We start from the raw sequence: 11,740 nt of genomic DNA on the forward strand, positions 1-11,740 counted from the left end.
AATTTAACATGATGCCATGAAGATTGGGCAATTGTATGAAGAAAGTACGACCAATTGTGACCAAGTGTGTCCATTGTGCTGATCACATGTAGCACGCCGAATGACACCAGGTTTGTCAGGTGATGGACGTTGGCGAGGGGAGGAATAGCGACATCACAACCCCGTTGCTGGTAATCGGGCGGTGCCGGGCAGAAAAAAGGGCCCGCAGGCCCTGATGATCATGATGGTGGCGAAGGCGGGAATTACTGCTCCTGCTCGCGCTCTATGGCACGCCAGCCGATGTCCTTGCGGTAGAAGATGCCATCCCACTTGATGCGACCAGCCAGCTGATAGGCGCGTTGCTGCGCCTCGGCAACCGTGTAGCCCAGCGCGGTGGCACACAGCACGCGGCCACCCTGGGTCAGGCTGGTATCCCCTTCCAGTCGGGTCCCGGCATGGAACACCTTCTCACCGGCCACTTCATCCACCGGCAAGCCGCTGATGGGGTGATTGCTGCTGTAGTCGCCAGGATAACCACCCGCTGCCAGCACAACACCGATGGCGGCGCGAGGATCATAGATGGCCTCTTTCTGATCCAGCTTGCCTTCGCAGGCGGCCAGGCAGAGCTCCACTAGGTCGGACTGCATTCGCAGCATGATGGGCTGGGTCTCGGGGTCGCCGAAGCGGCAGTTGAACTCGATCACCTTGGGGTTGCCCTGGCCATCGATCATCAAGCCGGCGTAGAGGAAGCCGGTGTAGACATTGCCTTCGGCCGCCATGCCACGCACGGTTGGCATGATCACCTGCTCCATCACCTTGTTGTGCACCGCATCGGTGACCACGGGTGCCGGGGAGTAAGCGCCCATGCCGCCGGTGTTGGGGCCTGTGTCGCCATCGCCGACCCGCTTGTGATCCTGACTGGTGGCCATGGGCAGCACATGCTCGCCATCCACCATGACGATGAAGCTCGCCTCTTCCCCATCCAGAAACTCTTCGATCACCACACGGGCACCGGCATCGCCGAATGCATTGCCGGAGAGCATGTCACGCACGGCGTCTTCCGCTTCTTGCAGGGTCATGGCGACGATCACGCCTTTACCTGCCGCCAGACCATCGGCCTTGATGACGATGGGAGCACCCTTCTCACGCAGATAGGCGAGCGCAGGATCGACCTCGGTGAAGTTCTGGTAGTCGGCGGTCGGAATGGCGTGACGGGCCAGGAAATCCTTGGTGAAGGCCTTGGAGCCTTCCAGCTGGGCGGCGGCGGCGGTTGGGCCGAAGATGGGCTGACCGGCGGCGCGGAAGGCATCGACCACCCCCTTCACCAGCGGGGCTTCAGGCCCGACTATGGTGAGACCGACCTGTTTCTCTTTGGCAAAGGCCAGCAGCCCCTCGATGTCGGTCGCCTCGATGGCGACGTTCTCGACGCCAGGCTCCAGCTGGGTGCCCGCATTGCCCGGTGCGACGAAGACGTGGTGCACCAGTGGAGAGTGTTTGGCCTTCCAGGCCAGGGCGTGTTCACGACCGCCGTTGCCAATGATCAGTACTTTCATCGTATCGCTCGCTTCTATTTGTGGTAACCGGCTCGGCTCGCAGATGGCGCGTCGCCGGTTGAAAATAGTCAGTTGAAAAGAGACAACAAAAGGGTCGCCAGCGGCGACCCTGACTCATCAGTGACGGAAATGGCGCATGTTGGTGAACACCATTGTCATGCCATGTTCGTCGGCGGCGTCGATCACTTCCTGATCGCGCATCGAGCCACCTGGCTGGATGACGCAGGAGATACCGGCGGCCGCAGCGGCATCGATACCGTCACGGAACGGGAAGAAGGCATCGGACGCCATGACGGAGCCCGCTACTGTCAGCCCTTCATCCTCGGCTTTGATGCCGGCGATCTTGGCGGAGTAGACCCGGCTCATCTGGCCGGCGCCGACGCCTATGGTCTGGCCCTCTTTGGCGTAGACGATGGCGTTGGATTTGACGAACTTGGCCACTTTCCAGCAGAACAGCAGATCTTTCAGTTCGGCTTCGGTTGGCTGGCGCTTGCTGACCACTTTCAGGTCACCCTGCGTCACCATGCCGAGATCCCGCTCTTGTACCAGCAGGCCGCCGTTGACCCGTTTGAGGTCAAACCCCTGGGCCGGAGCAGTCCACTGGCCGCACTCGAGCAGACGAACGTTCTGCTTGGCGGCGACCACATCGCGAGCCTCCTGGCTCACGCTCGGGGCAATGATCACTTCCACGAACTGGCGCGCGACTATGGCGGCTGCGGTGGCCCCGTCCAGTTCGCGGTTGAAGGCGATGATGCCGCCAAAGGCGGAAGTGGGGTCTGTCTGGTAGGCGCGATCGTAGGCAGTCAGCAGGTCATCGCCGATGGCCACGCCGCAGGGGTTGGCGTGCTTGACGATGACGCAGGCGGGCTCACTGAACTCTTTCACGCACTCCAGCGCCGCATCGGTATCGGCGATGTTGTTGTAGGAGAGCGCCTTGCCCTGCAGCTGTTGGCTGCTTGCGACAGAACCCGGGGTGGCATGCTCCTCGGCATAGAAGGCGGCAGCCTGATGGCTGTTCTCGCCGTAGCGCATGTCCTGCTTCTTGATGAACTGGCTGTTGAAGGTGCGCGGGAAGCGGGACTCGGCATCACCCTCCTTGTTGTCGCCATAAGAGGGCACCATGGTACCGAAGTAGTTGGCGATCATGCCGTCGTAGGCGGCAGTGTGCTCGAAGGCGGTGATGGCAAGGTCAAAACGGGTAGCCAGTTTGAGGCTGTTGCCGTTGGCATCCATCTCGGCGATCACGCGTGCGTAGTCGGCTGCCTTGACCACGATTGCCACGTCTTTGTGGTTCTTGGCGGCGGAGCGCACCATGGTCGGGCCGCCGATGTCGATGTTTTCGACTGCATCGGCCAGGGGACAACCGGCTTTGGCCACGGTAGCGGCAAAGGGGTAGAGGTTGACGACAACCATGTCGATGGGGGAGATATTGTGCTGGGCCATGATGGCGTCATCCTGGTCCCGACGGCCGAGAATGCCGCCATGAACCTTGGGATGCAGGGTCTTGACCCGACCATCCATCATTTCAGGGAAACCCGTGTAGTCGGAGACCTCGGTCACCGGCAGACCCGCGTCGCCGAGCAGCTTGGCGGTGCCGCCAGTGGAGAGCAGGGCCACGCCACGTTCGTTGAGTGCCTTGGCAAATTCCAGGATGCCAGTCTTGTCAGACACACTCAGCAGTGCACGGCGAATGGGTCGAGCTTGTTCCATCACACTATCGTCCTCAGCATGCGGGAACTTCTATGGCAGGCAAGCGCACTGGGTCGCACCAAACACAGAGAGTCCCCAAATAAATGTAAGTGGGGGATTTCGCAAACCACTCTCGCCTGAAAGACCCGTTTCTGGCAAAAGCGTTTTAGGAAATGCCCGCTTGACGCGACGCTCTCTTGTGGGCGCGTATTCTACACAAAAAATGTGACCTGTGGTGGATTTTTTAAAGTGACAAAGCCTTGTCTGGTGAGGTGTTAAACGTTTTCTGGTTGTTTTTTGTGAAACGTTTGTCTTTTCAGTGTTTTGATGAAAAAAAGCGGCGGACTCACCTTTTGCTTGCCCCTTTCCTGCCCTTGGCTGGCAATCAAGGGGCAAAGGGGCGATAGTAGGTTCCGGTTTTTTCGAGTGGCAAACCAGAAGGGAGACAGGGCATGTATCGGATCGGTGAACTGGCCAAGGCGTGCGGGGTAAAGGCGGATACTCTGCGCTTTTACGAGAAAAACGGCCTCATCTCGCCGGGGATCCGCAACGAGTCCGGCTACCGCCTCTACGGTGAGCAGGACAGGCGGCGACTGGAGTTCATCATACGTGCCAAGTCGGTGGGCTTCTCCCTTGCCGACATAGGTGAGCTGCTCGATCTCGACACCCACAAGGCCAACGTGACCTGTCAGGAGGTGAAGGCGGTGGCCGACACCAAGCTGGCCCAGGTGGAGCAGAAAATCGTGGAGCTGACCCGATTTCGCGAAAATTTGCGCGAGCTCTCCAACATTTGCTGCGGCGGTCCGCGCTCGGCGGAGCACTGCGCCATCCTGGAGGTGCTCGAATCCGGCGCCCCCGCCCAGCATGAGCATCATGCCCACGCTCATGAATAAACCCATTGATCCGACAGCGGTTGCTGGTGGCGAGCATCCAGATAGCGCCCTATCAGCCGTTTGCGCACAGAGGCAAACATCATGATGACAAGACCCGAAGTCACCGTCTTCCTGGCTATTTCCCTTGATGGCTTCATCGCGGGGGAGGCCCACTCGCTCGACTGGTTGACGCCTTATTCCTCCGATCCTCCCGATGAAACCGGGTTCAATGCGCTGATGGAACATAGCGATACGCTGCTGATGGGACGCAATACCTATGATGCCGTCATGGAGTTCGGCGTCTGGCCCTATGACGGGCTGACAGTCAGGGTGATGACGCACAATCCCGTCGAGCCTCGCTATCAGGAACAATTTGTCAGTGGTGAACTGAGGCAGGTACTGGCCGGGCTGTGGGATGAAGGGGCCCGTCATGTCTATCTGGATGGCGGCAACCTGGTGCGCCAGGCTCTGCAGGCCGACCTGGTCGATACGCTGACGCTGTCCAGCGTCCCGGTGCTGCTTGGCAAAGGCATTCCGCTGTTCGGGGCTGATATCCCGGTGAGTCATTGGCATCCAGCTCAGGTGAAGACGCTGCCAAGCGGGATTGTTCAGGTGAGTTACCAGCGAGAGCAAAAGGGCTGATCAGTTTGCCAGGATGCCATTGTGACGGCGGCGATTTGGTGACAAAATCGCTGCGTTTTTGACCTGGGCCACAGGCCTGCAGAGAAAACCGCAATACAGCCAATAACGAGAGAGAAGAGAAGGAGCCACTATGGCCAAGAGAAGGGTTGATGAGCCCGTCATCGTGCAGGATATCGCCGCTCAGGCAGGCTATGCCCACAGGCGCGGGGAGATAAAGGATAACCACTTGCAAGCCCTGCTCACGGATCCGCTGTTTCGCAGCCGGGTCGAGCCAAGCAAGAAGGGCAAGGGGAGCTACCAGCGCAAGGCCAAACACGGCAAGCGGTGGGAGCCCGGCCAACAGCAGATGGGACGCGTCTGCTGCTGAGCGGGTTTCTGCCATCGGCAGGATTCAAAACAATCAGGGCGCCAATGGCGCCCTGATTGTTTTATGGCGAAAACGGCTCGCCAATACTTGGCTCACGACCTGTCGCGAGAAACAGTCAACAAGGTGAAGAGCAGCGCAGGAACCGGAGCGTATAGGCATACGTGAGGATTCCGAGCAGCGCATGAGCCTTGATCACGGTTTCGCAGCAAGATCGTGAACAAGTTTTTACTCGTCCATAAAGAGTTCCAGCAGCACATTCAGGTAACGATGGCCGAGGGCGGTGAGCTGCCAGCAGTCACCCAGATCTTCGATCAGCTCCTTGGTCTGGGCAATCGCGAGCATAGTCTCCACCCGCTCCAGGCCCAAGCCGGTGTAAGCCTCGAACTCCGCCTTGGGGGCCGGCTCGAATAATCTGAACCGGTTCATGAAGTACTCCAGTGGCAGTTCGTCCTCGGTCACCTGCCACTGCTTGTCCAGGTAGGGGCGGGCGGGATCCAGATAGCCTTTCGGGTGCTTCACCTTGGCGCTGCGCAGTATCTGGCCGCTGGCGAGATCTGTCATCTTGCCGTGGGCGCCGCAACCTATCCCGAGATAATCGCCGAAGCGCCAGTAGTTGAGGTTGTGGCGGCACTGATAGCCCGCTTTGGCATAGGCCGAGATCTCGTACTGCTGATAGCCCCGGGCGGTGAGCATGGCGTGCCCCTGCTCGTAGATGTCCCACAGGGTGTCATCCTCCGGCAGCCGTGGCGGCTTGGAGGCAAAGGCCGTGTTCGGCTCTATGGTGAGCTGATACCAAGAGAGATGCGGCGGCGCGCAGTCGATGGCCTGTTGCAGATCATAGAGGGCGTCGTCCAGGCTCTGATCCGGCAGGCCGTGCATCAGATCCAAGTTGAAGGTGGGAAGCGCGATGGCGTGGGCCAGCGCAGCGGCCTTGCGGGCCTCTTCGGGACCGTGGATGCGGCCGAGCCTAGTCAATTTTTCTTGCTGGAAGCTCTGCACCCCGATGGAGATGCGGTTGATGCCTGCCTGCTTGAAGCCGGCGAACTTGTCCGCCTCCACAGTGCCCGGGTTGGCCTCCATGGTGATCTCGCAATCCGGCGTCAGGGGGATGCGTGCGCGCACCCCGTCCAGCAGGGTCTGCATGGCCTCTACCGTCAGCAGGCTGGGGGTGCCACCGCCGATAAAAATGGAGGAGAGCGGACGCCCCTGGGCCCACTTCAGATCCAGATCCAGATCCTCCAGCAGAGCGGCCACATACTCGAGGTGGGGCAGCTCCCCTTTCTGGGCGTGGGAGTTGAAGTCGCAGTAGGGGCACTTCTGGACGCACCAGGGCACATGGATATAGAGGGAGAGGGGCGGCAGTTGCAGCATGGGGCTTCCAATAATCAAAAATAAAAACGGGGGCTGACGGCCCCCATTGTAGATGACAATGCTTGATTGGCGAGAGGCGGCGAACTCAGTGAGTCGCAGCCAGAGCGGCTTTCAGCTTGGCCAGCGCCTGGCCGCGATGACTCAGCTGGTTTTTCAGCTCGCTCGGCATCTGGGCCGAGGTGCAGTCATGGTCGGGGACGAAGAACACAGGATCATAGCCAAAGCCGTGCTGGCCGCGAGGCTCGTCGATGATCATCCCCTCCCAGCTTGCCTGGCAGATGATGGGGGTGGGATCGTCGGCGTGACGCATGTAGACCAGCACGCACCAGAAGCGGGCGCTCTTGAGGTAATCGGGGGCACCTTTGAGCTCGGCCAGCAGCTTGTCGATGTTCTCCTTGTCGCTGGCACCTGCACCGGCAAAGCGGGCGGAGTAGACGCCGGGGCGACCGTGCAGCAGATCCACTTCCAGTCCCGAGTCGTCGGCGACGGCGGGCAGACCTGTGATGCGGGCGGCGTGACGGGCCTTGATGATGGCATTCTCGACGAAGGTGGTACCGGTCTCGTCGGCATCAGGCACAGCAAACTCGCTCTGTGGGATCACCTGGATCTTCATATCGGCCAGCATGGTGGCCAATTCCTTCACCTTTTTCTGGTTCCCTGTTGCCAGGACAAGCTTGTTCATCGAGCACCTCCGCAAAAATAATCTGCGCATTCTATGCGGGGCATGCCTTGAGTAAAAGCGCCAATTGCCCTCAATACTTCCGAGGTTTGTCACTACCTTGACCCCGGTGGAGGTGCGAATAACATACATGTTTCCGTATAGGAATAACCAAAGTGATTAAATACCATTTCAATTCATTACTGTGAGTCAGTAGACTCGCGCCCCAATCGATTTTCCGTAAGCCATGAGGTGACTGATGCCATTGATTCTTCTGCTTGTACTACTGGTGCTGTTCAGTCCGCTGGCCATCGACATCTACCTGCCCGCCATTCCGCAGATGGCTGAGCAGCTAGGTGCCGAAGTGACACTGATGCAGGGTACCATCACCTGGTTTCTGTTCAGCATGGGGCTGGGTCAGCTGCTGGTGGGGCCGCTCGCAGACCGGTATGGCCGCAAGCCCATCGCCCTGGGCGGTGTGCTGCTCTATGGCCTGAGCGCCCTGGCGGCCGGCTTTGCCGCCAGCCTGGGTGAGCTGATGCTGGCGCGGGTGCTGCAAGGCTTCGGCGCCTGTGCCACCTCGGTCGCCGCTTTTTCTGTGGTGCGTGACAGCTATGGTCCCAAGAAGAGCGGCCAGATGATCTCCTATCTCAATGGCGCCATCTGCTTTATTCCGGCGCTGGCGCCGCTGCTGGGGGGCTGGCTCACCGCCAAGGCAGGCTGGTCTGCCAACTTCTGGTTCATGGCAGGTTACGCGGCCATCGTCGGCAGCTGGCTGCTGTGGCGGATGCCGGAGACCCGTCCGGACGAGACCAGCAGCAGTGGTCCGCTCATCAGCTGGTCCCGCTACAGCCCTGTGCTGCGCTCTCCCAGCTTCCTGTTCAACGCCTGTCTGTGCATGTTGGCGATGGCTGTGATCCTGGCCTATGTCACGGCCGCCCCTGTGCAGTTGATGGTGAAACTGGGGCTGGACATGAGCGGTTTCAGCTACTGGTTCACGGCCAATGCGACGCTGAACATCCTCGCCTGCTTCCTGGCGCCCCGTTTCATCGCCAGAGTCGGACCGAGACGCACACTGCGTATCGGTCTGCTGGTGATCACACTGTCAGCCATGGCGCTGACCCTGGTGCAGCATATCGATCACCCGCTGGCCATGATGGGGCCCGTGTTCTTCTCCAGCATCGGCTTTGCCATGGTGCTGGGGGCTGCGGCTGGCATGGCACTGGCACCGTTCGGCCACTGTGCCGGTACGGCAGCGGCCCTGCTCGGCCTGTTCCAGATGAGTGGCTCCGGCGCCCTGGTGGGGATCACGGGCTGGTTGATGCCGGATCCGCTCAACCAGCTGGCGCTGCACATGTGGCTGCTGTTGCCGCCATTGCTGTTGCTGCTGACCCGTCAGGGCCGGCGCTTGTGTTTGCAATAAATCCTGTGCTCTGATGGGCACACTCAGGGGGCCATGAGCCCCCTGTTCTTTTTGCAGGCGACATCTCGCCTGATTCTCATGACACACAGACCCGTGGAGAAAACCGGATGAGCCAGACTCTCAACGCCGCCCTGGTGGGCTATGGCTTTGCAGGCAAGACCTTTCACGCCCCCTTCCTGACCAGTACTCCGGGCCTCTCCCTCAGTTGGGTCGTGAGCCGGGATGCGGCCAAGGTGCAGGCCGATCTGCCCGGTTGTCGGGTTGGCTCGCTGGAAGAGGTGTTGGCCGACAGCACTGTTGATCTGGTGGTGATCGCCACGCCCAACGACACTCATGCCCCCATTGCCCGCCAGGCGCTGCTGGCCGGCAAGCACGTGGTGATCGACAAGCCGTTCGCGCTGGATCTGGCCGAGGCGAAGGCGCTGGTTGAGCTGGCCGGGAAGCAGCGGCGGCTGCTCAGCATCTTCCACAATCGGCGCTGGGACGGGGATTTTCTTACCGTGCGCCGTCTGCTGGCAGAGGGGGCCCTGGGGCAAATTGCCCAGTTCGAATCCCACTTCGACCGCTATCGCCCGGAAGTGCGCCAGCGCTGGCGCGAAGCGGGCGGCCCAGGCTCGGGTCTGTGGTTCGATCTTGGTCCTCATATTCTGGATCAGGCGCTGCAACTGTTTGGCCAGCCCGACTGGTTGCTGGCGGACTTGGCCCTTCAGCGGCCGGGTGCATTGAGCGATGACTACTTCCACGTGACACTGGGCTATGGCGAATTGAGAGTGATATTGCACGGCAGCTGTCTGGTGTCGGCCACCATGCCTCGCTTCGTCATTCACGGCAGTGAAGGATCCTTCATCAAGTTCGGCATGGACGTGCAGGAAGATCAGCTCAAACTTGGCAAGCGGCCCCCGGCGGCCGACTGGGGTCTGGATGGTGAGCCCGGTCAGCTCAGCCGTATCCGGGAGGGGCAGTTGCAGCAAGAGACAGTGGCCGGTGAGGCAGGGGATTACGGTGCCTACTATCGCGGTGTCTGCGCAGCCATCCTGGGGGAGGGAGAGAATCCCGTTCCGGCCAGCGAGGCATTGGCCGTGATGGCGCTGCTGGATCTGGCCCGTGACAGCCACCAGCAGGGGAAACGGCTGGTTTGTCAGAATTTGTCTGATTGATTCTTCTGTCGTGGGTATCATTCGGCCAGATGCAATCACTATTTACTGCCAGTGAACACGCCATTCTTGGTGGTTTATTATACTAACTGACGGCTTGATGAGTGTTTTGTGTTAATGTTTTTCGTTGTAGTAGTTCTTTTCATCCAGCCAACGAGAAAATATCATTGTGATACTCGTTTCCATTGGCCGCGTATGGGGATATATTTCGCGCGCCTCTTGGCTCCCGGCCTAATGGGTTTCTAACCGGGTGAAAGGACGCACTGTGATGGTTGAATGAACCATCTCTCCATATTTTTTTGAGGGTATGCACATGAACAAAGTACTGGTAGCCGGTATCCTGGGTCTGATGTTGACCGCCTGTGGTCAGAAAGAAGAAGCCGCTGCTCCGGCTGCGACTCCGGCCGCCGACGTTGCTGCAACTGTTGAGAAAGCCGCTAGCGAAGCCACTGCTACTGTAGAGAAGGCTGCTTCCGAAGCGACTGCAACTGTTGAGAAAGCTGCTGCTGACGTAGCCACCAAGGCTGAAGCCGCAGTGAGCGATGCCAAGGCCAACTAAGCCTGCACCTCATCTGAAGACGGGCCCGGAGGCAACTCCGGGCCCGTTTTTTTATGGCCTGATCAGACGGCCGGATTGAGCAGGGTGCCGCTGCGCAGGGTGATTGCCTGGCATATGGCTCGCTTTATAGCGCTAGACCGAGGGGTTGAGCCGGGCGGTGAGAACATGATCCTCCCAGCGGCCATTGATCATCAGGTAATCCCGGGCATAGCCCTCCCGCTCAAAGCCAAGGCGCTCGAGCAGGGTGCCGCTGCGCAGGGTAATTGACTGGCATATGGCTCACTTTATGGCACTAGACCGAGGGGTTGAGCCGGGCGGTGAGAACATGATCCTCCCAGCGGCCATTGATCATCAGGTAATCCCGGGCATAGCCCTCCCGCTCAAAGCCAAGGCGCTCGAGCAAGGTGCCGCTGCGCAGATTGGCTGGCATATAGCTTGCCATGACGCGGTGCAGGCCATGTTCCCGAAACAGATAGGCTATTCCGGCACCGACCACCTCTTGCATCAGACCCTGACCCTCATGGGCTTTATCGACGGCATAACCGAGGTGACAGGCCTTGAACATGCCCATCATGATGTTGGTGAAGTTGCAGGTGGCGATCACCTGCTCGCCCTTGGGGTCGAGCGCCACCAGATGGACGGCGCTGCCGTTGAAGAACTGGCCATAGCTGTCGCGCAATCGACCATGCCAGTGACTCAGGGTATAGAAGCTCTCGTCACGGCTGGGTTCCCAGGGGGTGAGGTGAGCGCGGTTGCGCAGATAGAAATCCAGCATCAGGTCGGCCCGTTCGGGCGGCAGAACAGTGACTCGGGTGCGGGCCGTGCTGAGGTGTGGTAGTGCCATCAAGGTTCCCTCTGTGGATTCATTAGCATGGTGCCGGCCGCTGGGGACAGGGCAGCCTGCGACCATCAGTGATCCCGTTGTCTTAGCCAGTCATCGCGCAGCAGACCGTAGTGGACGTGATCCACCACCCGATCTGCCAGCCGCTCGGCCCGCCGTGTGATCCCCTCCTGCTGCATGCCGAGTCGCTCGCACACCGCCCGGCTCGGCTCGTTCTCTACCGCCGCGCTTATCTCGACCTTCTCCATCCCCATCTCTTCAAAGGCGTGATGGATCAATGCCTGACAGGCGCGGGTGATGATGCCGTTGCCCTGCCAGCGCTCCGCCAGCCAGTAGCCTATGGTGACCTTGGCCAGCGCCTGATCGATCTGGTTGTAGCCGATGACGCCAACCACTTCCCCCTGATATTCGATGGCGGTGGTCAGCCCCTCGCCCCGGGCAAATTTCTCGATGGCGTGGCGGATGAAGGTGGCGCTGTCAGCCGGCTGCTGTATGTAGGGGGGCCAGGGCAGCCACTGGGTGAGGTAGTCGCGGTTCTCCCGGCACAGGCCGAAAAGTTCGCTGGCCATGTCGGGCTGCAAAAACAGCAGTGCCAACTCGTCGTCCAGTTGCCATGAAAACATCCTTACCTC

12 protein-coding genes are annotated in these 11,740 nt (G+C 60.0%); 6 read left to right on the forward strand and 6 right to left on the reverse strand.

The genetic code is table 11. The annotated features are described in order from the left end of the window. Positions 1–242: 242 nt before the first annotated feature. Positions 243–1,532 carry a phosphoribosylamine--glycine ligase gene (gene purD / locus AC1P02_RS09215; protein ID WP_290076776.1) on the reverse strand — a complete coding sequence of 430 codons (1,290 nt, stop codon included), beginning with the start codon at positions 1,530–1,532 and terminating at the stop codon, positions 243–245. 117 nt (positions 1,533–1,649) lie between these two features. Continuing rightward, a complete protein-coding gene (gene purH / locus AC1P02_RS09220; protein ID WP_485185120.1) occupies positions 1,650–3,242 on the reverse strand; it encodes a bifunctional phosphoribosylaminoimidazolecarboxamide formyltransferase/IMP cyclohydrolase in 1,593 nt (530 codons plus the stop codon). Positions 3,243–3,673: 431 nt separating this feature from the next. On the opposite strand from purH, the gene zntR reads away from it, so the two are divergent. The 3 genes from zntR (at position 3,674) to AC1P02_RS09235 (ending at position 5,102) form a co-directional block, all read left to right on the forward strand. Continuing rightward, a complete protein-coding gene (gene zntR, locus AC1P02_RS09225; protein WP_058395202.1) occupies positions 3,674–4,114 on the forward strand; it encodes a Zn(2+)-responsive transcriptional regulator in 441 nt (146 codons plus the stop codon). A gap of 81 nt (positions 4,115–4,195) precedes the next feature. Then, positions 4,196–4,735, forward strand: coding sequence for a dihydrofolate reductase family protein (locus AC1P02_RS09230; RefSeq protein ID WP_485185123.1), 540 nt, complete (start codon positions 4,196–4,198; stop codon positions 4,733–4,735). A gap of 130 nt (positions 4,736–4,865) precedes the next feature. After that, positions 4,866–5,102 carry an alternative ribosome-rescue factor A gene (locus AC1P02_RS09235; protein WP_265430577.1) on the forward strand — a complete coding sequence of 79 codons (237 nt, stop codon included), beginning with the start codon at positions 4,866–4,868 and terminating at the stop codon, positions 5,100–5,102. Positions 5,103–5,327: 225 nt separating this feature from the next. Here AC1P02_RS09235 and hemW read toward each other — a convergent pair whose 3' ends face one another. After that, the gene (gene hemW / locus AC1P02_RS09240) at positions 5,328–6,473 is read right to left on the reverse strand and encodes a radical SAM family heme chaperone HemW (RefSeq protein ID WP_005318942.1); all 1,146 of its coding nucleotides are present in this window, start codon (positions 6,471–6,473) and stop codon (positions 5,328–5,330) included. Positions 6,474–6,558: 85 nt separating this feature from the next. After that, positions 6,559–7,155 carry an RdgB/HAM1 family non-canonical purine NTP pyrophosphatase gene (gene rdgB, locus AC1P02_RS09245; protein ID WP_021140084.1) on the reverse strand — a complete coding sequence of 199 codons (597 nt, stop codon included), beginning with the start codon at positions 7,153–7,155 and terminating at the stop codon, positions 6,559–6,561. A gap of 235 nt (positions 7,156–7,390) precedes the next feature. On the opposite strand from rdgB, the gene AC1P02_RS09250 reads away from it, so the two are divergent. From AC1P02_RS09250 to AC1P02_RS09260, 3 genes are all read left to right on the forward strand, one after another. Beyond that, positions 7,391–8,554, forward strand: coding sequence for a multidrug effflux MFS transporter (locus AC1P02_RS09250; RefSeq protein ID WP_485185126.1), 1,164 nt, complete (start codon positions 7,391–7,393; stop codon positions 8,552–8,554). A 107-nt stretch (positions 8,555–8,661) separates the two neighbouring features. Next, positions 8,662–9,711: an oxidoreductase gene (locus AC1P02_RS09255; protein ID WP_485185127.1), complete on the forward strand. Its 1,050-nt coding sequence runs from the start codon at positions 8,662–8,664 to the stop codon at positions 9,709–9,711. A 310-nt stretch (positions 9,712–10,021) separates the two neighbouring features. After that, positions 10,022–10,267: a hypothetical protein gene (locus tag AC1P02_RS09260; RefSeq protein ID WP_005318949.1), complete on the forward strand. Its 246-nt coding sequence runs from the start codon at positions 10,022–10,024 to the stop codon at positions 10,265–10,267. Positions 10,268–10,559: 292 nt separating this feature from the next. Here AC1P02_RS09260 and rimJ read toward each other — a convergent pair whose 3' ends face one another. Together rimJ and AC1P02_RS09270 are read right to left on the reverse strand one after the other, a co-directional pair. Further along, positions 10,560–11,111: a ribosomal protein S5-alanine N-acetyltransferase gene (gene rimJ / locus AC1P02_RS09265; protein WP_485185130.1), complete on the reverse strand. Its 552-nt coding sequence runs from the start codon at positions 11,109–11,111 to the stop codon at positions 10,560–10,562. A gap of 65 nt (positions 11,112–11,176) precedes the next feature. After that, positions 11,177–11,731: a GNAT family N-acetyltransferase gene (locus AC1P02_RS09270; protein WP_005318955.1), complete on the reverse strand. Its 555-nt coding sequence runs from the start codon at positions 11,729–11,731 to the stop codon at positions 11,177–11,179. Between the last annotated feature and the right edge of the window lie 9 nt (positions 11,732–11,740).

It is taken from the genome of Aeromonas sp. TS_SC_11, from assembly GCF_057318915.1.

Bases quoted from the DNA above. Each gene is read 5' to 3' on its own strand.
- AC1P02_RS09255 (WP_485185127.1), top strand. From the start codon at position 8,662: ATGAGCCAGACTCTCAACGCCGCCCTGGTGGGCTATGGCTTTGCAGGC.
- hemW (WP_005318942.1), bottom strand. From the start codon at position 6,473: ATGCTGCAACTGCCGCCCCTCTCCCTCTATATCCATGTGCCCTGGTGC.
- purD (WP_290076776.1), bottom strand. From the start codon at position 1,532: ATGAAAGTACTGATCATTGGCAACGGCGGTCGTGAACACGCCCTGGCC.
- AC1P02_RS09250 (WP_485185126.1), top strand. From the start codon at position 7,391: ATGCCATTGATTCTTCTGCTTGTACTACTGGTGCTGTTCAGTCCGCTG.
- AC1P02_RS09260 (WP_005318949.1), top strand. From the start codon at position 10,022: ATGAACAAAGTACTGGTAGCCGGTATCCTGGGTCTGATGTTGACCGCC.
- rimJ (WP_485185130.1), bottom strand. From the start codon at position 11,111: ATGGCACTACCACACCTCAGCACGGCCCGCACCCGAGTCACTGTTCTG.
- rdgB (WP_021140084.1), bottom strand. From the start codon at position 7,155: ATGAACAAGCTTGTCCTGGCAACAGGGAACCAGAAAAAGGTGAAGGAA.
- purH (WP_485185120.1), bottom strand. From the start codon at position 3,242: ATGGAACAAGCTCGACCCATTCGCCGTGCACTGCTGAGTGTGTCTGAC.
- AC1P02_RS09235 (WP_265430577.1), top strand. From the start codon at position 4,866: ATGGCCAAGAGAAGGGTTGATGAGCCCGTCATCGTGCAGGATATCGCC.
- zntR (WP_058395202.1), top strand. From the start codon at position 3,674: ATGTATCGGATCGGTGAACTGGCCAAGGCGTGCGGGGTAAAGGCGGAT.
- AC1P02_RS09270 (WP_005318955.1), bottom strand. From the start codon at position 11,731: ATGTTTTCATGGCAACTGGACGACGAGTTGGCACTGCTGTTTTTGCAG.
- AC1P02_RS09230 (WP_485185123.1), top strand. From the start codon at position 4,196: ATGATGACAAGACCCGAAGTCACCGTCTTCCTGGCTATTTCCCTTGAT.